Below are 24,029 nucleotides of genomic sequence, written 5' to 3'. Positions count from 1 at the left end.
GGCAAAGCCCCGCGCAACGGCGCCGGCCGTGACGATGGCTTCGCTCAGGCCAAGTCCGACCGTGCGCCCATCTCCACGACGCGGTTTGGCGGCAGACCTAATTGGGCAGTTACATCCAACTCGTTCTTGTAGAGCAGGATGAATAGACTCAGCAGCACGCGCCGCCCCAGGTTGCCGCCCACAGGCACCACTAACGATTCGCGGCCCAGATGGCCAGCGGCATACCACCGACGGTACGTGGAGACTGCGAGACTAGCGGAACAGGCACATTCTTCATATCGGCCATAGTGGTCGCTTCAGAAAACAGAAATAACGCACGCTAGGCCCGCGAGGCCAGCCTGGCTCGGAGTTTTGGCAATCGCGCAGCAAAGGCCTGACTGAGTCATCTGGTGTGCGTGACCTTCCCCCGTTCTCCCGGACGGATGTAATGACACGCCATGCTCTGTGCTAACGAAGATCAATGTTGAATGCCGCCGGTGAGGATTGTAGAAGTATTCGTTGTTGTCGAACACATCGGCACGCGCCTCATCGATATAGCCGTGCAGTGATCTGCCCCGTGCAGGTCCTCGCTGAGACCTAACACCCGTGAGTTGCAACAATCCCACGAGAAGCTCGTAATCTGGATCCATTTTTCTTGGGAAATTATGGGGAAATTATGGACTTGCCAAATTTTGCCAAACTAAGTAGGATGCTCGCATGAGCACGATGAACATTTCCTTGCCGGAAGCGCTGAAAGTATTTGTCGACGAACAAGTCAGTCAGCGTGGCTACGGCACCAGCAGCGAGTACGTCCGCGAGCTTATTCGTAAGGATCAAGACCGTCAGCGACTTCGCGATCTGTTGTTGCAGGGAGCTGCAGCAGCGCAGACGCCGGCCGTCGATGAGGGATATTTTGACTCCTTGCGTGCACGCGTACGGAACGCTCGCGGATGAAGGTTAAGCCACTTATTCCGAGAGCGTTGGCTAGGCAAGATGTCGATGACGCAGTGAGCTGGTATGTGAACGAAGACGCCGAACGAGCCGCGTTGGGCTTCATTGATGCTTTGGAACAAGCCTACGCTCACATATGTCGCCATCCGTCCTCAGGTTCGACGCGCTATGCATACGAGCTTGGCATTCCTGAATTACGTTGTTGGTCGTTGAAGCGCTACCCGTACATAGTCTGCTATGTGGAAAGGGACGACCACATCGATGTCTGGCGTGTTCTGCATGGCCAGAGAAATTTCGCCGATTGGCTCGTCAGTGAGCATTAAGAGACCCGTTTAGCCGAAACCGCCTTCAAGGGCCGACGCGACAAGAAACGAATTCGGGATACGCCGATACCCCAAAGCGGCCCACCATATACAACGCGCAGCTACTGTACCCCGACCAACTGATAGCCAGTCGTCCTCGAACGCGCGTCGAATCCGCCATTGGCAGCGCGTCGAAAGAAGCTGGCAACGTGCCAAGGCGGCCGCTTGCCGGATGCATGGGGAAGCCAGGCGTACGGGGATACCGTCGCCTTTCGGAATCGGCGAAAAATGTCGCAGTGTTAATACGTGACGCGCGAAGGGTGGCGCGTTTCCATTGCTGCGAAGACATGACGAGTTCGGGCGCGATGATGTGGCGACATCGCGTGACGAAATAAGTCGACGTCGGCGTGCCGTCAGTACGAGGTATTGGACGACTACTCGTGAGTGACGCGAAACGCGATGAACAAGGAAAAATGATGCTGGTATGCAACATCGGCCTTCGTCATTTCACTTTGGACGCATGTCGCCCTGGGTCCGATGCTTGTCGGAGGCTACGGCCACCCCGTGCACGGTGTACTTGCCGGGCGACGAGGGATTTTCGTCCTTTTCGTACTAAATCTGGCAGTTTCTCCTCAGAGCCTTTATTTATAAGGTTCTCAGAGGCCTGTGACTATTGTCAGTAGGCAAAAAATACGTCTGCGATAACATACCTGCCCGCGATTACGGATCGCGCGAACTTGACGGGAGGCAGGAGATGCCATGTCTGGAATTTCGCTATGAGGGAAAGGATCGTCTATCCGCCTCCAGTCACCGCGGCTTGATGTGCCTCGGCATCGTATCGCATCCGATCACCACCCCGTAGTCCAAGGTTGCGCAAGGTAGTGTTGTAATGGCAAACAGGTAAGATCGGGACTCATCAAACCTGCATCGTCTTCTGGACATCACGGTCCGTGGCAAAAATGACGAATGAGTCAGCGGATTCCATTGGGGCCAGCGGGCTTCGACCTGGGTGGGCCGGATATACGCATCGGCTTGCGCTTGATCCTCGAGCGAGCGGGCAGGTTGCGAAACAGCAGGACGGATCAATCGCGTTGTTCTTCTTGTTGTTCCTCATACCGCTGCTGTCGTTCGGCGCATTCGCGATCGACGTCGCGCGCGTGGCGGTGGTGCGCAACGAGCTGCAAAACGCAGCCGATGCAGCGGCATTGACTGGTGCGGCGGCGTTGATGCAATCCATCGACACCGGTCCGAACTGGGCGCAGGCCGTCTCGACGGCGAACGGCGCGGTGGCTCTCAACGCGTCGGATGGCGTGAAGCTTTCGGCCGGCATGGTCAAGGCGGGCTACTGGAACTTGGCCGGCAGCCCGGCCGGCATGCAAGCGACGACCATTACACCTGGAACCTACGACGCGCCGGCGGTGCAGGTCACGATGACGCGCGCGACGGGCGTCAACGGCGGGGCGATACCGTTACTGCTGGGAGGCCTGCTCGGGATCGATAGCGTGTCCGGCAGCGCGACCGCTGTGGCGGCGATCGCGGCACCGGGGGCGGTCGCTTCGGGCGGATTGTTTCCGATCGCGCTGGACCAGTGCGTCTACAACCAATATTGGAACCTGGCGACCAATCAGCCGCTCGTCAATCCGTCGACGAATCTGCCGTACGAATTCATCGTGACGAACGGACAGACATACGGCATGTCCTGCATGGCAGGCCAATGGACTTCATTTCAGTCGACGGCGAACGACGTGACGACGATGACGAACCTGATGGCGACCGGCAATCCGTCGCCGTTTGCCATCGGCGACAGTATCTGGCTCGTCCCGGGGGCGAAGACGGCGCTTTACAGATCGGTTCCGGTAGGGACGACCGTGGTGCTGCCGGTCGTCACGCAGACGTCCAGCAAGACCTATGTCGCGATCGTCGCCTTCGCCGCCTTCCATATCGACGCATCGGTCGGCGGGAGCGCCAAGTACATCCAGGGGCACTTCGTCAGCGGCGTCAAACTGACCGGCGTCGCAACCGGCGTCGGGCCGTATTACGGCGTCTACGCGCCGCCAAGGCTCGCGTTTTGAGCCGAGATTCGCACGCGACGCAGGATGCGATGGGCCGCGCTGATGCGTTACCTCGACGATCCGCAAGTCCCGATCGATAACAACTGGTGCGAAAACCAGAGTCGCCGCCGGAACTCCGGATCATGGTTCGGCCGACCTTTGCGGCTACCCGGTTTCTCTTCGGATTCTGTCGAAGGTAAGCACCTCGCGGCGGCCGTCCGCAACACGACGGCCGCGTGAGGCATGATCGGGCATCGGACTACCTGGTTATCATTGGCTGGCAATCAATCAGTAGACGCCGATGGGTCAGCCTGCCGAGGCAGCTTGGTGGCCACGTTCCAGGGCAACAGTTCGTCGATGCGGTTAATCGGATGGTCAGCGATATGGGTCAGGACGTATTCGAGGTAGGCGCGCGGGTTGATCCTGTTGAGCTTGCACGTCCCGATCAGACCGTACATCGCGGCAGCCCGCTCGCCGCCGCTATCGGAGCCGGCGAACAAGAAGTTCTTGCGCCCCAAACTCACACAGCGCAGCGCGTTTTCAGCCAGGGCGTTGCTGATCTCGGCGCAGCCCTCTTTGCCATACAGCACGAGCGCATCCCACTGGTTAAGCGAGTAACGGATCGCTTTGGCCAGCTCGGATTTCTTCGACAGCGTGGCGAGCTTGCCCGTCATCCACGCCTTGATGGCTGCAAGCAACGGCACGCTTTTCTCTTGCCGCACGCGCAGCCGTTCAGCAGCAGGTCGGCCTCGGATGTCGACCTCAACGCCGTAGAGCTCGCCGATCAATTCGAGTACCTGTCGGGTCGCGTCGGTCGGCGTGCGGTCGTGAACCTCGTAGATGTACCGTCTCGCGTGGTCCCAGCATGCCGCTTCACGGATCTTGCCGCGCTCGTACAGTTCGTTGAAGCCGCTGTAGGCGTCGGCCTGCAGGATGCCCGCGAATCCGGCGAGATGGGTCTGGGGATGGATGCCTTTACGGTCGGGCGAGTAGGCAAACCACACTGCAGCCGATTCCGCCGAACCCGAACGGCTGTCGTCGCGCACGTACACCCAGAGCCGTCCGGTCTTCGTCTTCTTGTTGCCCGGCGCAAGCACCGGGATCGGCGTGTCGTCCGCATGCAGCTTCGACGTTGCCATCGTGTAGCGGCGCAGCGCCTCGGTCAGCGGCTCGCAAAGCGCCTCGCACTGACCGACCCAGCGGCCCATGCTGGCCGGATCGAGCTTCACGCCGTCGCGCGCGGCAATCTGCGACTGCCGATACAACGGCGTGTGGTCCGCGTACTTCGAGACGAGGATGTCGGCCAGCAGGCTCGGATGGGCGATGCTGCGCGTGATCGGCAGGCCAGGCATGGACGGTTGCGAGATGTGGTGGCACGGGCAGACCCACTTGCGACGGATCGTGCGAATCACCTTGAACACCGCCGCGACCCGGGCGAGTTGCTCGGACACGTCTTCTCCGAATGGCTGCATGGCGCCGCCGCACTTCGGACAGGTCGCGTCAGCTTCCAGCACGCGTTCTTCGCGTGGCAGATGCGGCGGCAGCGCTTCCTTCGGCGACGCGTCGCCGGCCGGCGTGCCCGCACTCGATTGGCGGGCGCGTCGCATATCCGCGACGCCACGCTCACCCGTCAGATCTTCGAGCGCGGTTTCGAGCCGCGCGACCTCCCGGTCCAACTGCTCGGACTTGCGCCCGAACTGCATGCGCTTGAATTTGGCGATCTGCGCCTTGAGATGCTCGATCTCGAAATCACGCTCGGCAAGCTGAGCACGGGCCTCGACCAGCAAGGCCCGCAGCGTTTCAACATCGTCAGGAAGTTCGGCGCCGTTCGACATGCGGCGCAGTTTACGAGCCTTCCGCGCGGTTTACAACATCGACAGTGCCGCGGTACGACGCGGCTGCCTCCAATCGATGCCTTCGAGCAACATCGACAGCTGCGCCGCCGTCAGATGAACCTTGCCGCCATCGGCCTGCGGCCAGACGAAGCGGCCACGCTCAAGCCGCTTCGCGAGAAGCCAGAGCCCGTCCTCGGTTGCCCACATGACCTTCACGAGATCGCCCCGGCGTCCCCGGAAGATGAACACGTTGCCACCCAGCGGATTCTCCTCGAGCGCCGTCTGCACCTTCGCCGCCAGCCCCTGAAATCCGCAGCGCATGTCGGTGATGCCCGCAACAAGCCAGACGCGTGTACCCGTGGGCAGGGAGATCACGACCGCAGACTCCCCAGTACGACCCGCAGCGTATCGGCATCGACCACGCCGTCGACCTTGACGATCACCCCGCTGATCCGAATCTCGATCGTCCCGGTTCGCGGCGTCGGATGGTCGACGTCGGGGGCATCCGGTGGCATTGTCACCGGCGGCGTCTCATGAACCACCGCCACTGGAATCAGCGACGTCGATTCGACCTGCAATTGCGCGCGATACCGGCTCCGCCAGGTGAACAGCATGTTTGCGTTGATGCCATTCTCCCGCGCCAACTTCGCAACCGACACACCAGGCTCGCAGGCCGCGGCCGCAAGCCGGCGTCGAAACTCGGGATCATGGTTCGGGCGTCCCTTGCGGCTACCCGGCTTGGCTTCCGACTCCGTCACAGTGATGTCCATCAAATCCAAAATGATGGGCACCACTTTGATGTCGCTCTTCATCGCCGTCTACGACGGCCGTCGTGAGGTGCTTACTGTCGAAGTGATGTCCATCAAATCGAAAATGATCGGCATCACTTTGGTGCCGGTTCTCGACTCCGTCTACCACGGCCTCCACGAGGCGCTGATATGACTTACCACGCAACAGCAACTGCTGACGGACTACCGGATGCGACTGGGGCTAGTGGGCGCGACCGGGTGAAAGTGCCGGATTTTGCATCCAAATGGCGCGGCTCGGTAAAGTCGAGGACTTCTCAAATTATTGATTTAAAATGTGATTCAAAACAAACCGCCAGATTTAGTACGAAAAGGACGAATACCTCGACAAGGGGGCAATGGTGCGCTGATCGTCTTCACGTCGTTCGGTGCGTCGGTTGTCTGACGGTATTCACGGGCTTGCCCGCCGTATCACTGGAACCCATCACGTGTCGGAGGGCTGTTACCGGCAGAATATGACCCGCACACCGGAAGTCAGTGGTTCCCGGGGCTGTTCGTTGCTCGTATAAGCGTCCGCACTGAACTGGCGATACGTCTTACCGTTCACGGATACCTCGCCCTGCGTCGAGCGTTCGGTCATCGCCAAGTTGCTCGTTTTCCATTGGCGCACCGTCCCAGACGCGGAAGCGTGCGACGACTCCGCGATGTGCTTTGTCGTAATATCAGCATCGGACCAGGGTTTGGCCTGCATCTTCTCGGTACGATGCCGTACTGAGCTCAACTTATCGGGTACAGTCCATGAACGGGCTTCGAAGGCTGGCGGGCGATCGAAGGTCTCGGGTTGCCATGCAAGCGCATGGCCTTCCCGCGGATCAATATAAACAACTAGCGGTTCGCTCATCATTACCATCGGAACACACCCCGAGTTTTCAGCTCGCGGCAGCATGGCGATCGTCTGTTGAACGTTGAGTGCATTCGCAGCATTTTGTTCGCTGAGAATGGCGAGCAACGCTTGGTTCGACAAGTTGGCCTGGGCGATCGCCTGCCCGCTACAGAATGCCAACATAAACAATGCGCTCCTCATGGTCGCCTCCATACAACTTGCTAGGCAAAAAGGGGTGCGGGCCCGGGGGAGCCAACACCCTCAAAGTAAGGGGAATATGGGAAGCATTATCCCCCTACGTGCGCACCCGGCCAACCAACTTCCACGGAAGACGCAGAATCTCGCACATGGCAACTCCTTTGCATATTTTAGGATGTGGTGCTCGTCGACACGACTTTCGGCGATACGTTGGTAGCCGGTGCTGCGCTTCGCTCCGTTGCGGGTCCACCTGTCCCGTCCGACGCGGGAGCGGCAACTGGCGCTGCCTGAGGCTCTGATGGGGGCTGCGTGGCCCTTGCGTCGCTATCCGTCGCCAAAGTGCCGTTAGGCTGTGAGTCGGTTTCGGGCAGGGCGTCCACGACTGGCGCGGATTTCTGTGCACCGAAGCCTTCACCTGCCGGGCCAGCGGTAATTACCGGCGCGACAATCGGGGCAGAAACCGGGGTCGGAGTGGCAGCCGGCTCGACCGACAATAACGGAGCGCTGTTCGGTATCGTGGTGCTCATCGCTTGCTGTTTCGCGTTGTCGCCTTGATCCGCCGGCGCTACGCTCGAATCTGCCTGCGACGAAGGCGCCCCCGATGCAGCGCCGACTTCGTGACTGGACTCCGACGCTCGCTTCGTCTCGGCTTGAGACGGTTTCGCATTGACGGGCGCAGCCGCGATCGCCAGTGCCGGCGCGGTGAGCTCCGCGGGTACCGGCACCGCGACTGGTGCAGCCGAGGCAACCGGCGCCGCACTGGGTACCGCGGCAGCAGTTGCTGCCTGCGCGGCCGAAACGACAGGCGCTGCGATGCGTGCGGGAACACTGGCTGCTTCGCGTTGCGTGCTAGCGCGCGCAACTGTACTGATGGCGGCCGCGTTGTTTCCAACTCCCTCGAGCGGTGGCAAGCCTAAACGATGGCGCACCAGCGGATCACGGTACTTTTCGTCATCCGCCGCAACCGCTTCGACGTTGGCTGCATTGTTGGAGCGCGCGAGCGGTGCCGTGGTGCCCGGGCAAAGATGACCGGTCGCCTCAACAGCGCGCCGATTGGCATCGCTCTGGCATAGCAGGGCGAGCGCGACATCCGTCAGCCCCATGGCCCGAAACTCGCGGGCGTCGAGGCGACGAACGCAAGCCTGATCGACCAGCGTTGTCCCACCTGTTGCGCCGAACCCGGGAAGCGACAATCCGATGCTGAGGGAACCCATGCACGTGTCCGACAGCGTCGTGGTTAAACCCGGCGCCTGAATGGTCGGGTTCGTCTTGATAGTCTGCGTGCCGGAATAATTCACGTTGTCGGTAGTCTGCGTGTTGTACGGGCTCGAGCCTGGGGTTCCCACATCCTGGGCCGCGAGGGTCGCCGCTGGCGATGAACTGGTGCCGCTTGACGGCAACGACACATTGACTTGAACGTTCGAATTCCCGCTGCCGTGCACCTGCGACGAACTGTTGCTCGTAGCGTCTCCCCCCCGCGCATTCCCGCCGCGCGACGACGTCGTCGTGTTGATGGTGTTGAGGCTTGAGCCTCCCCCTTGCCCAATCGACACGGAATTGGACGCGGACTGCGCACTCGAATTCGAGTTTGATGTCGTCTGTGCGTGCCCGCTGATCGTGGCCAATGCAAATACTGTCGCGCACGCCACCTTGATCTTTTCGCTGTTCATACGATACTCCGGATTAGGTTAACCTCCCGACCCTAACAACCGAATCACTTCCCGGTTCCTGCTCTACCTACTTTTTTGCTTCCCCGAGCTGTTTCCAGCCGTTGCCCAACTCGCGCCACGAATCGACCCAATAACCCCGATCCTGTTGAGCACCTGCTTCCTCGGCAGGGTTGCTTTTTGATGGCGTCGCCCGTTCCCGCGAGATGATCGTTTGAGTTTGGTCGTTTGGCGTTTGCAAAGACGATTGCGCATCGCCGGCCGAAGTTCGGTCGACGCAATAAGCCGATGTCGTGGCAAGCGCCAGCGCGACGGCAATCAATGTCTGCTTCATGCAAAGTCCTCACAATGACAACAGAACCAATCTGACGACCAGCGTTCGTGAGAAGCTGGTCCCCAACGGATGCATCACTTGCTGCTCGAGATGGCGCTGGCGTCACCTTGGCTTCCGCCAGATGCAGACGGCGAGCCGGCGTAACCCGTGCTGTTGGCGTTGGAGGTATTGATGTGATCTGCGCCGGCGATCGTGGCAGAGCCGTTCCTCCCGGTCAGCGCGATTGCACCCGCATTCGCATTGCCCTTGTCGTTCGCGGTGGTGGTCGTGTATTTCCTCGCGCCCAGAACGATCGTTGCAGTGACGCCGCCGGATAGCGCATCGGCGTTTGCATTCGTATCCTGGGTTGTTCCGCTGGCGCCGGCGACACCGATCCCACCGCCGGCTGCGAACGCGCCCCCGTCTTTTCCAGAACCACTGGCGGTCGAAGTCGAGTTGTGCATCGCGGAGGCCGTTGCGGTCGAGCCTGCAGGCGTGGCCGTGCTGTTTGCCGCCGATCCTGCAACAGATGTCGAGTTGCTGGTATAGCTTCCCGAACCGATGAGTACCGATCCGGACACGCCGCCTGTGACGGATTGCGTCTGGCTCGACGTAGTCGGCCCTGCCGTCGCAGCGGTCGAAAGCACTGCGAGAGCCGCCGCAAAAATAACATTCGCTTTCATGACGATCCCTTTTTGAAGGACGATTGGCAAGAAAGGAGACTGAATCCGTCCTCCCTGATGGCCTGGTCAGGATTCAGCCTCCACTTCGCTACCTGATGTCGTGTTCCCGGAACGCGCCTTAGTAGTGGCGGCTCATGCCGAGGGTCGACCATGCCTGCGCGTTCGCATCGGCGCCGCTGATACCCTGCGCTTGTGCGTTGCCGTCGCCCTTGCCGCTCACCGAGGAGGTGTTCGTATGGCCGGCGAAGGAGATCGTGCCGCTACCGGTCACGTTCTTGCCCGAGCCAGCGACGGCGCCGGCTGCACCGAGAAGTGGCCTCGCTCGTTCGGACAGTTTTCTGAAATTTTTGAGTGGACCACCCGAGGCAGCCATGCTGCCGATTTGATCGCAGGCAGCGCCGCAAAGTATGCCCTACCCGCTTCCTAGCGCAGGTATGCCCTCTATCCGTCGCAAGCGCGATTCGCTGATCGCAATGCGGGCAAATAAACATCAGCTAAGCTGGCGGCTACGCCGCCAGCCTCCCGCCTCAATTTGGCATCGGAACAGCATCAGCAACTCGTCGTCTGATGCAGTCCGTTGCGTTCATCTATCCAACTGCACTTCGACAACCGGCGCATCCACCAACACCTTCAAGAGCTCCGGCTGACGATCCAGCAGCTTCAGCAGATTGACCACGGCCGCCACGGGCGTGGCATCGCCGCTCTCGTAACGCGAGAAGGCGTTGTGTCCGCCACCGGTCAAGCGAGCGGCCTGCACTTGGCTCAGATGCAGTTTCTTGCGAATGCGACGAATTTCATGCTGCGTGTGCTCGCGTGCCTGGAGCACCAGCGCGTCACCGGCTTCTGCGTACCGCATCGCGCTTTGCGGATCGAATTCGACCTCGTCGCATGCCTTGCAGCGCCAGCCGGACAGTCCGTGAACTTGGGCGCTGAATGTTTCGTGCTGAATCGTAAAAGATTCGTTCTCGAACCGCGTCATGCCATTCCGGGTGCCGCAGTTCGCGCAGTTGCGATGTTTCATGTCACTTCTCCTTGAACTGAATGACCGGCGCCCCGTCGCTTCGCTCGGTAATCTTGATGTAGGCCAACTTGCCGTTGGGCGTGCCCGCGTGATACACGTCCTGCCATACCGTGTGATCGCCGTAGGTGGTCATGGATTTGAAGAAATTGCCGCCACGCCTATGTGACACGGAACTTAAGCCAGCAACGACGGCAAGCATGTCCGCGCTGGTGAGCCCCATGGCTCTTCCGCCATCAAGGGCAGTCTTCGTGAACGCGGCTGCCCCCAACCTGGCGACGGTGGCCTGAACGGTGGCGAGTTTGTAGTGCGGCGTGTTCTTCTCCATGCACAAACATTACCCTATAAGGGTTATTTTTGCAAGCTGCCGATCTCCGTGCGGCGGACACATCGCCCGCGCTTTCCGCCCCTTCAAGCACCGTGGCGGGGGAGAAATTTCTTTGCGCGCAGCGCTCCAGACAGCGAAGCAATTCTCGAAGCAACCAAGTGCGATCGATGAACTCGACTATCTGCCTCCAACTCTCTCTCCAAGAAAATTGGTGTTCTGGAGATACACTTGGAGACAAGGAAAGTCTTACTGGAAAAGGCTTTTCGGCCGATTTTGACGATTATCTCCAACTCTCCAACGATTTCTGCTCCTGCGGTGAAGCAAAGACGCCTGGCATCATTTGCACAATGGACGCCTTATCCGGGTACTAAATAGAGTACTTTCGGAACCAGAAATCCCGAACGCCTTGCCAAATAAGGCAGTTTGGCGGAACAAAAGGCGGAGACGACATTATCGAAGCCGGTCAAAGCCTTATAGGACGAAAGGGCCTATTTTTCTGGGTACTTGGTTGGGTACTTTTTCAATTTTTTTCCACAAAACCGTTGATACACAAGGCAGTTTGCATGACACCGCTTCCGCCAGCACACGCCTCCCCCGCCTCTCAAGAAATGCCGCAAAGCCAAGCCGGACAAGGGTTTGCGGGCCACCCAAGCTGTCATTGGCTTCCAAGAAAAGTCGCAGATTTTCAAAATCCGCCGGATACTTTTTCGGGTGCCTTCGGGATCGGAACCTGCAACGACGGTGCCCGAGAGCCTCCCGCGTGACCTTCAATTCCGCTCGGCAAAGCCGCGCGAACGCATCTACCCTACCGCCCGCCGGTCAGCGCGTGACGCGGCCTCGAGCCCCATCAGCCGAGCCAAGAGCGGCCATTTGACGAGCGCATCCTCATAAATCCGTTGAGCCTGCTCGTCGACGTAGTGCCCCGCGTCGAATCCCGCAACGTACTGCGTAAGCCCCGTCAGGTCGTTGTCGGGCTTTCCGTTTCGCGTGCTCATCGCTCCCCCACCCATACGCCGTCGGGCGTTCGCACCACGTAGCCGTCCGCGGTCTTCACCGTCACCGTGCCCTCGTTCTCGCCGACCATCTCGGTCTGCGGAAGATCCGCCGCGTAGCGCGACAGCGTCGCGCCCGGCCTGAACGGCGCGCCGCTCACGACGTTCGACAGCAATTGCGCGAGCGCGAGAAAGCTCGTCGGCTCGTCGATCACCGTCGTCGCGCCGTGATTGCCCGGAAAACCCACGAGCCGCACGCCGACGGGATCGTGGATGATGCGCGGCGTCGGTATTTCGCGCAGCCCCGCGACCTGGTTGCGATCGCCGCGCAACGCCGCGCCGTGCTCGGGCACGACCACGATCGCGGCTCGCCTGCCCGACGACGCGATCAGGTCCGCGAAGCGATCGAAGTCGTCCATCAGCTTGCGCGCGCGCAGCGGGTACGAGTCGAGGCTCGTCAAGTGGCTGCCCGGCAGTTGGTTGCCGTCGTGCAGGCTGATCGTGTTGTAGTACAGCGCGACGGGGCCCGCGGTCGTGCCGCGCTTCGCGTACCAGCTCGCGAGCGTCGCGTAGTCGTCCTTGACCGGCGAGCCGTCGAACGCGTGCATCGCGACGGGCGCGTCCGCGTTCGACAACACCGGCGCGTTCGGCGCGCCGATGTTGTCGCGAACGACCTGCAGGAAGTTGTCGAAATGGCCGTCGTGATTGAGCAGCGTCTGCGGCGCGAAGCCGGCTTCGGCCAGTTGCGCGAACAGATAGCACGACGAGGACGCCGGCTTGTACAAGTCCGCATGCGCCTCCTGTCCGCACGTCGCGCGCAGCACGCGAATCGCGGCCGGCCCGCTGTAGCTCGCCGCCGTGCTGAAGTTCGTGAACAGATAGTCGAAGCGTCCGAGCAGCGGATGATTGCGCAGCTTCGCGACGTCGAGATCGTCCCACGACAGCGAGCACACGTGCAGCACGATCACGTCGAACTGCGTGGCCGGATCGATGCGCGGATGTCCGAACGTCACGACGCGCTGCGACTCGCGCGTGCGAAACGCGGCAAGCGCCGCGTTGTGATCGAGCGCACGCGCGGCGTCGCGAGCGTCGGCGGCAGACGAGCCGTCGCCCGCCCGCGCGCCGGCGACGATCGCCTCGCCCGCCTGCCACATCGGTATCACGATCAGCGCCGCCAGCACGAACGTCGCGACGCGCACCCAGCGGTTCACGATCCCATAGACGACGATCGCGGCGATCGTCGCCAACAGCAGTGCGGGCGGCACGTATCGCGACGCGAGTTCCATCCAGTAAGCGAGACTGAACGACTCGAGGCCGCCGAACGCTTCGACGATGCGGGCGGCTGGCGGCAAGCCGGCCTCGCGGTAGATCAGCGGCACGGCGAGCGCGAGCGCGATCACGTGACGCAGCGCCTGCAATCCGCGCCGACGAATCGGCGCGGTCAACGCGAGCGCAAGCGCCAGGCCGACGTTCGCGAGCCAGAGCGGCTTCAAGTGCCCGGTCGCAAACAGCACGATCTTCAGGATGAAATACAGATTCCAGATCGTCATAGCCGCGGCTCCGTGTGATTCGTCTCGTCGTCAGCGCGCACGCTCCGCCTCTCGCGGCGAGCGCACCATCCGCAGCGTGCGTCTCGCGAGCCGTGCGTAGCCCGCGATGCCCGCCGTCGCCACCTGAACGAGGCCGCTCAGCGGCGCGTCGGACGGTTCGTCGTCGCGCCAGTCGAGCCACGCATCCGCGCGCCCGAACGTGCATTCGACGAGTTGCCGTTCGCGCTCGAGCGTCAATTGCTCGAACTGAACGCCGAGATAGCCGTCGCGCGAGCGCGCGACGCGCACGGGAAAGTGAAACGGCTGATCGCCTCGCGTGATGCAGATCCGAAGCGGCGTGCCGGGTTCGAGCATCAGGCCGGCCGGCGCCTCGAGGCCGAGGCCGCCGCTCGAATAATCGTGCGTGACGGTCGCGATGGTCGTGCCGTCGGCGAAGAGCAGCGTCGCCGGCACCCGCATCGCGATCCGGTGCGTGACGCGCACCTGCTTCGCCTCGTACGCGACGCCGATCGCCGCGCCGAGCATCATCAGGTTGTAGAGCGTCCAGCTCATCGTCAGCAGGACTGTCGACGCTTCGTCGCCCTGGGCGACGACGAGCCGCACGACTCCCGCGCAAATCGCGCCCGCGTTCAGCGCGAGCAGCGCGAGATACGGCTTCGACGTCGCCCAGTCGACGTAGGCTTCGTCGATCCGCCCGCCCTTCGCGGTCACGTTGAACCTGCCGTGCCTCGGGCTCAGGAACGCGATCGTCGTCGGCAGCGCGATGTACCACGCAAGCACCGATTCGTACACTTCCGCCCAGAACGAATGGCGAAAACGCCCCCGCATCCGCGAATTCGAGAGCTGGGCGAGCACGAGATACGGCAGCACGTAGCTCGCGAGCGCGAGCGCCGACGCGTTGATGAAATACAGATGGAAGAACAGGTATGCGATCGGCACCGTGAGGAACACGAGCCGCGGGATGCCGTAGAAGAAATGCAGCATCGCGTTGCCGTAGCAGATGCGCTGGAACAGGCCGAGGCCGCGCCCGACGAACGGGTTGTCGATGCGAAAGATCTGCGCCATCCCGCGCGCCCAGCGCATGCGCTGCTTGATGTGGCCCGCGAGGCTTTCGGTCGCGAGGCCCGCCGCCTGCACGGTCGGCAGGTACGCGCTCGTATAGCCGCGGCGATGCAGCTTCAGCGCGGTGTGCGCGTCCTCGGTGACGGTCTCGATCGCGACGCCGCCCACCTCTTCGAGCGGCCCGCGCTTGAGCACCGCGCACGAGCCGCAGAAGAACGCCGCGTTCCACAGGTCGTTGCCCGCCTGCACGAGGCCATAGAACAGGCTGCCTTCGTTCGGCACGCGGCGGAACGTACCGAGGTTGCGCTCGAACGGGTCCGGCGAGAAGAAATGGTGCGGCGTCTGCACGAGCGCGCAGTTCGGATCGCGCAGGAACGCGCCCATCGTCGTCTGCAGGAACGAGCGCGTCGGCACGTGATCGCAATCGAAGATCGCGACGTATTCGCCGTGCGTTCGCGCAAGCGCGCTGTTGATGTTGCCCGCCTTCGCGTGGCGGTTGTCGTCGCGCGTCAGATAGCCGACGCCCGCGTCGCGCGCGAATGCTTCGAACTCCGGACGACGGCCGTCGTCGAGCAGATAGACGTTGAGCTTGCCGGCGGGCCAGTCGAGGCTCTGCGCGGCGAATATCGTCGGCTTCACGACGGCGAGCGGCTCGTCGTACGTCGGAATGTAGACGTCGACGCTCGGCCAGCCGGCCGGATCGTCCGGCAGCGGCTCGACCGACCGGTCGAGCGGCCATATCGTCTGCACGAAGCCGAGCACGAGGATGAGCCACGTGTACGCCTCGGCCGCGTACAGCAGATAGCCGACCAGCGCCTCGACCGGCGTGCGGAAGTCGAGCGTTTCGGTGCTGCGCCACCAGACGTAGCGCATCATCGAAAGCAGCGCGAGCATCGCGAGCACGAGCGTCGGCACGTGGCCGGGCATGCGGCGGATCACGAGCGCGAGGCCGAGCACGGCCGCGAAGAACGCGAACTGCGCGCCCGGCAGCAGCGGCGACGTCGCGGCCCAAAGCCACAGCGCGGCGCCCGCCGCGGCGACGATCGACAGTGTCACGCGCGAACGCGCAACGCGCGTCGCGCCGCGCTCCATCCGCGCGCTCCATCGCTCCCATGGCAGCGCGCCCAGCATGACGGCGACGCGGCGCGCCGGCGCGAACCGAGCCGAATGCCGCTCAATGGCGCGACGACGAACCGCCGAGGCGGGGCGCGGCGCACGCACGACCACGCGCCAAAGCCACTCGCGCGAACTGTGCGGCTGCATCACCCCCCACTGCGTCGCCACGGCGAGTATCGCCGCCCGGAGCCAGTCGCGCGCGGCGTCGCGCCGGCCGGGCGCCGGCGGATGGAAGAACGCGCGCACGAGCCAATCGAACGACGAGCGTTCGGCGGGCACGCCAAGGCCGCGAGCGATCCAGTCGCGCATGCGGGCGGCCGCGTCGCCGATCCGGCGGCCGAGCGCGACGCGCGATGTCATTGCCGCGCTCCCGACGTCTCGCCCCCGGCCGGCGCATCGAGCCACGCGTCGACCCAACCCGCGACGCCGTGCATATCGTGCGACGCCTGCGAATGCGGCGCATCGTCGAAGAACCACGTGCCGCGCGCGAGCGACTCGGGCAGCGCCGCATCGAAATGCACGCGCTGCTCGAGCACGACGCCCGGCCCCGCCGCCGCGCGCAGCATCGCGAGCGCATCGCGCTGCATGTCGCGCGCGGGATTCAGGCGATTGACGACGATGTGCAGCGCAGTGCCGGTCTCGGCGCGCAGTTCGGGCAGCCGTGCTGCGGCCGTCGCACAACCGGCGGGCTCCGGCGGCACGACGCACAGCGCGAGATCCGCGCAGCGCAGCGCGTGCGCCGCCTGCTGCGACGGATAGCGCGCGGCGTCGATCAAGGTCACGCCGTTGCCGGGCAAATCGACGTCGACGAGCGAACGCGCAAGCCACTCCGGTTCGGCCGAGAGCCGCAGGTCGCACGCGAGCGCCTGCGCGGGATCGACGTCGCCATACGGCACGAACAGCACGCCGTCCGCGCTGCGCCAGGTGTGCGCGTGCCATGCGGCGGCCGCGCCCGACAGCGCGTGCGCGATGCCCGCCGACGCGAATGCGTCGAGCCCGAGCGGCACGCCGAGCAGATTCTGCGGATCGAAATCGAGCGCGACGACCGGGCGGCCGCGACGCGCGAGCAGCACGGCGAGCGCGGCCGTCAGCGTCGTGCGGCCCGCGCCGCCCGCCGTCGAAATCACGGCGATCGTCTTCATCGCGCGTCCTCACGTTCGGCCGCCTCGCCGGCGCCCGGCACATAGCGGCCGCGCAGCACGACGGGCGCGACGTCGAACGTCGAGGCCGCATGCCGGCGAAACCGCGCGGGCGCCTGCAGGCCGCGCCCGATGCCGAGCCGCCGCGACGCGATCCACGCGGGAATCGCGATCGCCACGCCGAGCACGAAACCGATCAGCATCCAAGTCATGGCCGCCCCTTCGGATCGCGCAGCGGCATCGCGAAGCGCGTCGCATCGCCGAGATGGCGGACGGCGGCTTCCGGCTGCGGCGAAACGGCGGCCGGCGCGGACGCGCACGCCTCGATTGCGTCGGATCGCCGGCCGGCCGTGTCGGCCGACGGCTTTTCCGCGATGGGCTCGTCCGCCGGACGCGCCGCGTGCGCCCGCGGGAACAGGTCGCTGTAGTCGGCGATCGGCGCGCGCCGGTTCGCCGCCAGCAGGCGATCCAGTTCGAGCTTGATGCTCTCGTTGGCGAGATGCACGATGCGATCGGACACGCGCTCGACCGGCACCTGGAAAAGGCGGTCGAGCACGCGCCGCACGTCGGGCAGCTCGCATGCGAACAGAAACAGGTAGACGTGCTGCGCGTCGGCCGTCAGCACGTCGCCGGCGCGGCGCGGCACGCACGCGCGCAGCGCATCGGCGTGCGCGACGCCCGGCAGCAGCGTCAGCTTGACGAGCGCATGCGGCAACGCGAGCGCGGCGCTGCGCTCGAGCACCGCGCGCACGTGCAGGCAGAACGCGCCCACCGGCAGATAGCCGAGCGCCCCTTCGCCGAGCAACGCCGCGAGCGCGGCGCGATAGTCCGACGGCACCGGGCGCGCATAGAGCTGGCCTTGCAGCGAGCGCAGCACGGCCAGCACGCGCGCATGCGGCAAGTCGCGCGCGATCACCTGGTTCGCGCCGAGGCTCAGCATCAGCAGCTCGAAGTGATGGCGCAGCACTTCCCCGCGCTCGACCACGACGATCTTCAGCGCGCCGCCGCAGCCGCGGCGCAGCGCGTGAACGATCGCGCACAGCGCCTCGAGCTGCGCATGCCCGGCGTACGCGAGCACGGCGGTCGCCGCGTGAGCCGCCGTGCAGGCCGCGAGCACCGCGTCGTTGTCGGAGACGACTTCCCATTCGTCGGGCGTCCACGTCTCGTTCCCGACCACCGCGCGCGAGACGACGACGCGCGCCTCGTCCGCGGCGAGGCGCTGCGCTTCGCGCGCGTCGGCGGCGCTGTCGTCCGCCGCCGTCAGCCGGCCCGCCGGCGTGAAGCGCAGCGCGCGCGCTTCGCCCGTCGCGAGCGCGCCGCGCGTGCGCCAGAAATCGACGACCCACAGCAATTCCCCGTGCGAGCGCTGCAGTTGCGCGACGCCCGCGCACGCGCGATGGAAGCCGCCGAGCTGCGCGCGGCGGGCATCGCGCACGATCGGGCGATCGTCCGGCGCGGCGTCGCGCGCCTGTCCGCTCGCGCCGTCGGGCGATGCGTCGCCGAGCAGCAGCACGACGGCGATCCGGCGCGCGAGGCACCAGGCGGCGAGCGCGCGCCCTTCTTCCGCGAGCGCCGCAGGATCGCTCCAGTCGAACCAGCGCTCGGCGCCCTCGACGAAATACAGCGCATTCGCACGAAAGCCGAATCGTTTCAGCGCGGCGAGGCCGCCGGCGAGCGCGGCGAACGGCGATTTGACCGCCTCGCCCGTTTCACCCGTTTTGCCCGCTTCGCCGCCCGAACGCACCGGCATCGCGAGCACGTTCAGGCGGCGCGGCCAGCCGCGCGCCGCGTTCGCGAAGCCGCGCTCACGCAAGCGAGCCGACGCCGACCGCGCGTCGCACGCAAGCACGACCGTGACGTCGCGCGCGCCCGCTTGCCGCGCGCTTTCCCAGACGAGCGCGTCGCAACCGGGCGTGCGCGCCGCCGCGTACACCGCGTATAGTCCGCCCGGCTCGAGCTTCGTCCATTCGCCGGGCAGCGCGTCGATCGCGAGGCGGCCCCAGTCCGCGCCGGCCGGCGGCGTGCGCGTCCGGCCGAACGCGCGCACGCCGGCGAGCAGCCGGGCGCCGAGGGTCGAGTAGCGGGCGGAATCGGATTCGGTGTTCACGCGCGAATGCTCCTTCCGACGTCTAGTAACTCGAATAGAGCCGAACCGGCTCGGGGGACAGACGGCTCTCGTTCTTGCGCGCGTCGAACGCATAGCGCAGGTACAGCAGCCCCGAGCTCGGCGCATAGTCATGCGAATGATCGATGCTGATGCGCGCGCCGATCACGAGATGCGGATTCACGCGGTACTGGACGATGCCGTCGACGCCGTAGAAGAACGCGACGCCCCGCGTCGATCCGCCGCCGAACACGAGGCCGCCGAGCGCCTGCGGCGGCTTCAGGCCGGGGACGTTCGGCAGCCCGTTCGGGAAATACGGCGCGTTTCTCTCGTAGCTGTTCGTCACGCCGGCCGTGACGGTCAGATCCCACGTGAGCGCGCCGCGCCGGCCGAGCCACTCGATCGGCACGCCGAGCGACAGGTAACGCTGCGGACTGTAGTAGCCGCCCTGCCCGTAGGTATAGAAACGCAGGTTGTTCGCGTAGTGCCAAGCATTGCCGACGAGGCCCGCGTCGACGCGCATGCCCGCGCGCCGGTAGACGGGCACGGTGAAGCCCGTGCGCAACGTGATCTCCGCATTGTCGGCAACGTTGCGCCCGGTCAGCACGCCCGCGCCGACATCCGCGAAAACGTTCGCCGCGCCGACGTCGACGCTCGCGTGCACGTCGACGCCGTCGCGCCGCCGCCCCCCCACGCCGCGCCTGTCCACGGATCGCGCAAGCCCGCATACGACAGCTCGCTGCCCGTGTCGTCGGGCCGCCGCGACGCGCCGATCGAGAAGCGCGCGGGCCCGGCGCCGAATCGATATCTCACGCCGCCGACGACGTAGTGCACGGGAAAGCCGAGCGGCGTCGTGCCGACGTCGACGCGCCACGCCTCCGACTGATAGCCGACACCGAATCCGACGCCCGTCGCCGACTGATGCAGCGAGCCGGGCGGATTCACGTTCTGCGACGCGAACGCGGAATACGTCGCGAACGTGGCGAGCGCGTACGCGTTCGGGTCGCGCGTGTCGAGCGTGCCCGCGTCGAGATGCACCGCGTCGAGATGAACGAAGAAGTGGCCGTCGTAGCGATACGGCATCTGCAGATAGACGGTTCCCTGCTGCGCGTGATATTCGGAGACGCCCGCGTCGCCCGATTTGTATGCGGGAAGCCACCCCGCCTCGATTTCCGGATTGCGCCGCTGCCGCAGATCGCCCCATGCGTCTTGCGCGGGCGTCGCGCCGTCGCGGCCCGGCGCGACGCCTTCCGCGCGCTCCTGCGAGAGCGACAAGCGATAGAGCGACTCGGCTTCGCCGTAACGGCCCTCGTCCTGCGCGACGCGGCCCGCTTCGACGGTAACGTCGGCGCGCGCCGGATAGGCGATGCGAAGCGCATCGGTCACCCGCCGCGCTTCGTCCGGCCGCCGCAGCGCGGTGAACCGGCGGGCGGCGGACAGGCGGACGTCGACGTCGTCCTCCGGCGCGCGCGCGAGCACGTCGCGCACGATCGCGAGCGCGCCGTCGCGATCGCCGGCCCGCTCGAGGATGCGGGCGAGCGACAGGCGCGCGTCGGCATCGTCGGGCGCGCGCGCGAGAATCGGCGCGAGCGCGTCCCGCGCGGCCGCGTCATGGCCCTGCTCGCGCTCGAGGTCGGCCAGCTCGAGCGCATAGCGCCTGTCGGCCTTCTCTTCCGGGCTCGCGGCGTCGAGCAGCCGACGCGCCCGCGCATAGTCGCCGCGCGCGAGCGCGTCGTCCGTCTTGCGCAGCACGAGCCGCAGCGCCTGGTCGTCGACGCGCGCCTTCTGCCCGACGGTCAGATTCGGCTCGTCGCGCAGCGCGGCGAGCGCGGCGGCGAGCTCGTCGTCGCGCCCCGCGCTGCCGAGCAGATCGCCGTAGCGCAACCGCACGTCGACGTCCGCGCGCTGCGGATGCGCGGCGATCCAGTCGCGCAGCAGCGCGACGCCGCGATCGCCGTCGCCTTCGGCGATCCATTGCGCGCCGACGGCGGCCGTCATGTCCGGATCGTCCGACGCGAGCGCCGCCGCGCGATCGAGCGCCGCGGCGGCCGCGCGCGTCTCGCCGCGCGCATAGGCCGCACGCGCGGCGTCGATCGCCTCTCTTGCGTCGAGCTTGCGCGCGAGCGCGTTCATTCCGTCGGTGCGCTCGCCGCGCGGCACCGGCGCGAGCGCCGCCTGCGCGCCCGCCGTGTCGTCGATCGACGCGAGATAGAGCGCGCTCGCGTAATGCATGTCGGATGCATCGGAAATCCCGAGCCCGTCGCGCATCACCGTCCGGCCGAGCTGAGGCAGGCCCATGTCGCGATACAAGCGCGCGAGCGCGAAACGTGTCCACGGCGCGTCGGGCGCGGCGCGCAGCGCCGCTTCGTAGCGCTCGGCCGCCGCGCCGCGCTTGCCCGCCGCCGCGAGCGCGCCCGCCTGCTGCGTGATCATGTCGGCGCGCAAGCGCGCGAGCGCGTGCCGGTCGCCCGCTGCGGAAAAACGGCGTTGCAGCGCGTCGAGCAGCGATTCGGCCTGATCGGCGCGGCCGGTTTGCTCGAGCAGCGTCGTCTCGCTGCGCACCGCCGACACGCTCGGCGCGTGCGCCGCCAGCAACTCGCGCAGCAGCGGCTCCGCGTCGCGCCAGTCGCGCCGGGCGAGCAGCGCGTCGGCGAGCATCAGTTCGGCGTCGGCCTGGCCGGGCTTCATCGCGAGCGCCGCGCGCGCCGCGCGCTCGGCGTCTTCCGTTCGGCCCTGCGCCGCCGCGGCCCGGCCTTGCGCGAGCAGGCCCCAGAAACGCGCGGTGCCGGCGAGGCTCTCCCATTTCGCGCGATTGTCGGGCGCAAGCGCGGCCGCGCGCTCGAACAGCACGCGCGCTTCGTCGTGCCGGCCTTCGCGAAGCCGCAACAAACCGAGCCCGCCGATCGCCTCCGGATCGCGCGGCCGCGCGCGCGCCGCCTGCTCGAGCAGCGGCCGCGCCGCGTCGTCGTCGCCGCGCGCGAGCGCCTGCAAGCCGCGCCGCTGCGCGACGTAGTCCGGATCGCGCTCGAGGCGGCGCTGCGCGTCGCGCTCGCGCTCGATCGCGGCGGCCGCGTCGCCGAACTCGGCATCGTCCGGCGCGAGCGCGAGGTAGGCGCGCATCGCATCGAGATAGGCGGGATCGCGGCCCGCCGACTGCAGCACTCTGCGCCAGAGCGCGAGCACGTCCGCGCGGTCGACGTCCTGCCGCCGCGCGAGCGCCGACACGATGCGGTTCGCCTCCGCGCGCGTATCGGCGCGCTCGTTCAGCAGCCGCACGAGCGCAAGCGTCGCGGCGACGTCGTCCGGATCGGCCGCTACGCTGCGGCGCAGCGCGTCGATCGCCTGCGCGCGGCCGTCCGGCGCGCGCGCGACGATCTGGTAATACTCCGCGCCGAGCGCGCCCGACGGCGCGCCGTGCGGAAACAGCGCGACGATCCTTCGCGCCGCTTCGTCGCCGCGCCCGCTGCGCGCGAGCAGGCGGATCTGCGCCATTTCCTCGCGACCGCTCGTCGCGACGCGATACTCGTCCTCGATCTGACGCGTCACCGCCGCGCCCGGCGCGACCGACCGCAGGCGCGCGAGCGCCGCCTGCGCGCCCGCGGCGTCGCCGAGGCGAAGCAGAATGCGAGCCTGCTCCGCGAGCAGCGCCGGATCGCCGGGCGCGATCAGCAGCGCCTTGCGGATCGCGTCGCGCGCGAGGTCGTCGCGGTGCTTGTTGGACCACATCCGCGCCGCCTCCAACAGACGCCTCGCGTCGGCGCGCGCGTCGGCCTGGCTCGGCGCGCGCAGGGCCGGCGGCGTCGCGGCGATCCCCGCCGTCGCCCAGACCGACGATGCGAGCCACGCGAACCGCGGCGCGAGCGCCGCCGCGCGCATCAGCGGCCCGCCGCGCACGGCTCGCTCCATCGGACGTTCAGCATGCCGTCGGCCGCGAACCGATAACGCCCGTCGCGCCAGCCGAGCCCGAACAGCGTCAGTACGGCCGTGTAATAGCCCGGCGCGGTTTCGCCGTCGAGCCGCGCGATGCGCTCGACCTGCGCGTCGCCGAGCGCGCGCTCGCCGCGCGCGTCGAGAAACGGCACCGCCGCCGCCGAAAAGCCCGCATTGCCCGCACTCGAGCCCGGCACGCCCGTCTCGGTATCGACCGTCTCCGGCGGCGCGCCGTGCGCGGCCACGTAGTTCGCGAACGGCGCGAAACGCGCGAGCAGCGGCTTCGCGAGCGGATCGTCCGCCGCGAGCATGCCCGTCCACAGATACACGCGAATCGCGTCGTACGCGCCCGCGCCGCGCGTGGCCGGATCGGCCCCGAAGCCGGCGCCCGCGCGATAGACCGTCCAGTCCGGCGCGAAGCCGCGCGGCGCGGCGTCGAGCAGCACGCGGCGCGCGCTCGAAACGAGGCGCGGCCAGCGCGCGTCGTCCGGCAGATGCGCGCCGATGCCGCGTATCACCTGCGGCGGCGAGTAGCTCGGGTTCAGCCGCCATCGGTCGCGCGCCGGCTGAAAGCCCTCCGGCCCCGGCAAAAGCGCGACGCCGAGCTCCGGCAGCGTCGCCGTCTCGTCGTCCAGCACGCGCTTCGCGAGCGCCGCGCCGCGCGCGATGTAGCTGCGCTCGCGCCATAAGCGCCCCGCCTCCAGCAGCGCGTACGCGATCCACAGATCGGCGTCGGATGCCGCGTTCGCGTCGAGCACGCGCCACGCGCCGTCGCTCGCGCGGCCCCACAGCCAGGCGGGCAAATGCGCGCTCAGGTCGCCTTGCGCGAGATTGTTCTCGGTCCAGCGAAGGAGCGCGTCGAAGGCCGGCCGGTCGTTCGCGACGAGTGCGAAGAACAGGCCGTACGCCTGGCCCTCGGACACGGTCCGCTCGTCGGCCGAACCGACGTCGATCACGCGGCCGTCGATCGACATGAAATCGCGCTTGAAGCGCGCCCAGCGGGGCCAGTCCGACGCGGCCGCGCAAACGCTCGCGTCGCCCACGGCGACGGCTTGCGCGCGAACGGCGGCGGCGCCCGCCACCGCCGCCGCGCCGACGAGCGCCGCCGTCGCCGTCGCCGCACGCCGCATCGGTCGGGCAAAGCCGGTGCGCCGCGTCGGGTCGATCGGCTCGCGGGCCATC

General features: G+C 66.2%; 20 protein-coding genes and 2 pseudogenes. 5 read left to right on the top strand and 17 right to left on the bottom strand.

Annotated features, from left to right (window positions below; translation table 11 throughout):
* Positions 1-696 precede the first annotated feature (696 nt).
* The 4 genes and pseudogenes from WS78_RS04575 to WS78_RS35545 form a co-directional block, all read left to right on the top strand.
* Positions 697-933 (top strand): ribbon-helix-helix domain-containing protein, encoded by a 237-nt coding sequence (locus tag WS78_RS04575; protein WP_066574974.1) that lies wholly within the window; start codon positions 697-699, stop codon positions 931-933.
* Positions 930-1,253, top strand: a complete 324-nt coding sequence (locus tag WS78_RS04570; RefSeq protein WP_082717742.1) for a type II toxin-antitoxin system RelE/ParE family toxin — start codon at positions 930-932, stop codon at positions 1,251-1,253. The genes WS78_RS04575 and WS78_RS04570 overlap by 4 nt, the downstream gene beginning before the upstream one ends.
* A 1,070-nt stretch (positions 1,254-2,323) precedes the next feature.
* Entirely contained in the window at positions 2,324-3,304 is a 981-nt protein-coding gene (locus WS78_RS04565) for a TadG family pilus assembly protein (RefSeq protein ID WP_226377204.1), read from the top strand.
* A 27-nt stretch (positions 3,305-3,331) separates the two neighbouring features.
* Positions 3,332-3,409, top strand: a pseudogene (locus WS78_RS35545) (IS66 family transposase); the annotation flags it as partial.
* A 158-nt stretch (positions 3,410-3,567) separates the two neighbouring features.
* Here WS78_RS35545 and tnpC read toward each other — a convergent pair.
* The 3 genes from tnpC to tnpA are packed head-to-tail and all read right to left on the bottom strand — an operon-like array spanning position 3,568 to position 5,930.
* On the bottom strand, positions 3,568-5,118 hold the full coding sequence (tnpC, locus tag WS78_RS04555) for an IS66 family transposase (protein ID WP_059584473.1): 1,551 nt from the start codon (positions 5,116-5,118) through the stop codon (positions 3,568-3,570).
* Positions 5,119-5,148: 30 nt separating this feature from the next.
* Positions 5,149-5,493 (bottom strand): IS66 family insertion sequence element accessory protein TnpB, encoded by a 345-nt coding sequence (gene tnpB, locus WS78_RS04550; RefSeq protein WP_059584471.1) that lies wholly within the window; start codon positions 5,491-5,493, stop codon positions 5,149-5,151.
* Positions 5,490-5,930, bottom strand: a complete 441-nt coding sequence (gene tnpA, locus WS78_RS04545; RefSeq protein WP_082717739.1) for an IS66-like element accessory protein TnpA — start codon at positions 5,928-5,930, stop codon at positions 5,490-5,492. The genes tnpB and tnpA overlap by 4 nt, the downstream gene beginning before the upstream one ends.
* Here tnpA and WS78_RS35540 point away from each other — a divergent pair.
* Positions 5,917-6,060: a hypothetical protein gene (locus WS78_RS35540; RefSeq protein WP_156432469.1), complete on the top strand. Its 144-nt coding sequence runs from the start codon at positions 5,917-5,919 to the stop codon at positions 6,058-6,060. The genes tnpA and WS78_RS35540 overlap by 14 nt on opposite strands.
* Positions 6,061-6,366: 306 nt before the next feature.
* Here WS78_RS35540 and WS78_RS04540 read toward each other — a convergent pair whose 3' ends face one another.
* The 14 genes and pseudogenes from WS78_RS04540 to bcsZ form a co-directional block, all read right to left on the bottom strand.
* Entirely contained in the window at positions 6,367-6,948 is a 582-nt protein-coding gene (locus WS78_RS04540; RefSeq protein ID WP_063889492.1) for a hypothetical protein, read from the bottom strand.
* Positions 6,949-7,115: 167 nt separating this feature from the next.
* Positions 7,116-8,615: a hypothetical protein gene (locus WS78_RS04535; protein ID WP_082717738.1), complete on the bottom strand. Its 1,500-nt coding sequence runs from the start codon at positions 8,613-8,615 to the stop codon at positions 7,116-7,118.
* Between the two features lie 67 nt (positions 8,616-8,682).
* Positions 8,683-8,946 carry a hypothetical protein gene (locus WS78_RS04530; protein WP_082717737.1) on the bottom strand — a complete coding sequence of 88 codons (264 nt, stop codon included), beginning with the start codon at positions 8,944-8,946 and terminating at the stop codon, positions 8,683-8,685.
* A gap of 74 nt (positions 8,947-9,020) precedes the next feature.
* On the bottom strand, positions 9,021-9,608 hold the full coding sequence (locus tag WS78_RS04525; protein ID WP_082717736.1) for a hypothetical protein: 588 nt from the start codon (positions 9,606-9,608) through the stop codon (positions 9,021-9,023).
* 118 nt (positions 9,609-9,726) lie between these two features.
* Positions 9,727-9,981, bottom strand: a complete 255-nt coding sequence (locus WS78_RS04520) for a hypothetical protein (RefSeq protein ID WP_226377202.1) — start codon at positions 9,979-9,981, stop codon at positions 9,727-9,729.
* A gap of 210 nt (positions 9,982-10,191) precedes the next feature.
* Positions 10,192-10,629: a type II toxin-antitoxin system MqsA family antitoxin gene (locus tag WS78_RS04515; protein ID WP_082717735.1), complete on the bottom strand. Its 438-nt coding sequence runs from the start codon at positions 10,627-10,629 to the stop codon at positions 10,192-10,194.
* Between the two features lies 1 nt (position 10,630).
* Positions 10,631-10,954, bottom strand: coding sequence for a type II toxin-antitoxin system MqsR family toxin (locus WS78_RS04510; protein WP_038750970.1), 324 nt, complete (start codon positions 10,952-10,954; stop codon positions 10,631-10,633).
* Positions 10,955-11,945: 991 nt separating this feature from the next.
* Complete coding sequence (bcsG, locus tag WS78_RS04500; protein ID WP_059584466.1) at positions 11,946-13,496, bottom strand: cellulose biosynthesis protein BcsG; 1,551 nt, start codon at positions 13,494-13,496, stop codon at positions 11,946-11,948.
* A 30-nt stretch (positions 13,497-13,526) separates the two neighbouring features.
* Positions 13,527-16,034 carry a UDP-forming cellulose synthase catalytic subunit gene (gene bcsA / locus WS78_RS04495; protein WP_059584464.1) on the bottom strand — a complete coding sequence of 836 codons (2,508 nt, stop codon included), beginning with the start codon at positions 16,032-16,034 and terminating at the stop codon, positions 13,527-13,529.
* Positions 16,031-16,816, bottom strand: a complete 786-nt coding sequence (gene bcsQ, locus WS78_RS04490) for a cellulose biosynthesis protein BcsQ (protein WP_059584462.1) — start codon at positions 16,814-16,816, stop codon at positions 16,031-16,033. The genes bcsA and bcsQ overlap by 4 nt, the downstream gene beginning before the upstream one ends.
* Positions 16,813-17,025, bottom strand: a complete 213-nt coding sequence (locus WS78_RS04485; RefSeq protein WP_038750974.1) for a hypothetical protein — start codon at positions 17,023-17,025, stop codon at positions 16,813-16,815. The genes bcsQ and WS78_RS04485 overlap by 4 nt, the downstream gene beginning before the upstream one ends.
* Complete coding sequence (gene bcsE, locus WS78_RS04480) at positions 17,022-18,920, bottom strand: cellulose biosynthesis protein BcsE (RefSeq protein WP_059584460.1); 1,899 nt, start codon at positions 18,918-18,920, stop codon at positions 17,022-17,024. Before bcsE ends, WS78_RS04485 begins: the two co-directional genes overlap by 4 nt.
* A gap of 22 nt (positions 18,921-18,942) precedes the next feature.
* A pseudogene (locus WS78_RS04475) lies at positions 18,943-22,823 on the bottom strand (cellulose synthase subunit BcsC-related outer membrane protein).
* The gene (bcsZ, locus tag WS78_RS04470) at positions 22,793-24,028 is read right to left on the bottom strand and encodes a cellulose synthase complex periplasmic endoglucanase BcsZ (protein ID WP_081989848.1); all 1,236 of its coding nucleotides are present in this window, start codon (positions 24,026-24,028) and stop codon (positions 22,793-22,795) included. The pseudogene WS78_RS04475 and the gene bcsZ overlap by 31 nt, the downstream one beginning before the upstream one ends.
* Between the last annotated feature and the right edge of the window lies 1 nt (position 24,029).

The sequence above is a fragment of the Burkholderia savannae genome, assembly GCF_001524445.2.
GTDB classification, from domain to species: Bacteria; Pseudomonadota; Gammaproteobacteria; order Burkholderiales; family Burkholderiaceae; genus Burkholderia; species Burkholderia savannae.
This window is presented reverse-complemented; position numbering and strand designations above follow the sequence as displayed.

Coding starts and splice junctions, on each gene's coding strand:
- WS78_RS04575 (WP_066574974.1), top strand. CDS start 697: ATGAGCACGATGAACATTTCCTTGCCGGAAGCGCTGAAAGTATTTGTC.
- WS78_RS04570 (WP_082717742.1), top strand. CDS start 930: ATGAAGGTTAAGCCACTTATTCCGAGAGCGTTGGCTAGGCAAGATGTC.
- tnpC (WP_059584473.1), bottom strand. CDS start 5,118: ATGTCGAACGGCGCCGAACTTCCTGACGATGTTGAAACGCTGCGGGCC.
- WS78_RS35540 (WP_156432469.1), top strand. CDS start 5,917: ATGTCGCTCTTCATCGCCGTCTACGACGGCCGTCGTGAGGTGCTTACT.
- tnpA (WP_082717739.1), bottom strand. CDS start 5,930: ATGAAGAGCGACATCAAAGTGGTGCCCATCATTTTGGATTTGATGGAC.
- WS78_RS04540 (WP_063889492.1), bottom strand. CDS start 6,948: ATGAGGAGCGCATTGTTTATGTTGGCATTCTGTAGCGGGCAGGCGATC.
- WS78_RS04535 (WP_082717738.1), bottom strand. CDS start 8,615: ATGAACAGCGAAAAGATCAAGGTGGCGTGCGCGACAGTATTTGCATTG.
- WS78_RS04530 (WP_082717737.1), bottom strand. CDS start 8,946: ATGAAGCAGACATTGATTGCCGTCGCGCTGGCGCTTGCCACGACATCG.
- WS78_RS04525 (WP_082717736.1), bottom strand. CDS start 9,608: ATGAAAGCGAATGTTATTTTTGCGGCGGCTCTCGCAGTGCTTTCGACC.
- WS78_RS04520 (WP_226377202.1), bottom strand. CDS start 9,981: ATGGCTGCCTCGGGTGGTCCACTCAAAAATTTCAGAAAACTGTCCGAA.
- WS78_RS04515 (WP_082717735.1), bottom strand. CDS start 10,629: ATGAAACATCGCAACTGCGCGAACTGCGGCACCCGGAATGGCATGACG.
- WS78_RS04510 (WP_038750970.1), bottom strand. CDS start 10,954: ATGGAGAAGAACACGCCGCACTACAAACTCGCCACCGTTCAGGCCACC.
- bcsG (WP_059584466.1), bottom strand. CDS start 13,496: ATGACGATCTGGAATCTGTATTTCATCCTGAAGATCGTGCTGTTTGCG.
- bcsA (WP_059584464.1), bottom strand. CDS start 16,034: ATGACATCGCGCGTCGCGCTCGGCCGCCGGATCGGCGACGCGGCCGCC.
- bcsQ (WP_059584462.1), bottom strand. CDS start 16,816: ATGAAGACGATCGCCGTGATTTCGACGGCGGGCGGCGCGGGCCGCACG.
- WS78_RS04485 (WP_038750974.1), bottom strand. CDS start 17,025: ATGACTTGGATGCTGATCGGTTTCGTGCTCGGCGTGGCGATCGCGATT.
- bcsZ (WP_081989848.1), bottom strand. CDS start 24,028: ATGGCCCGCGAGCCGATCGACCCGACGCGGCGCACCGGCTTTGCCCGA.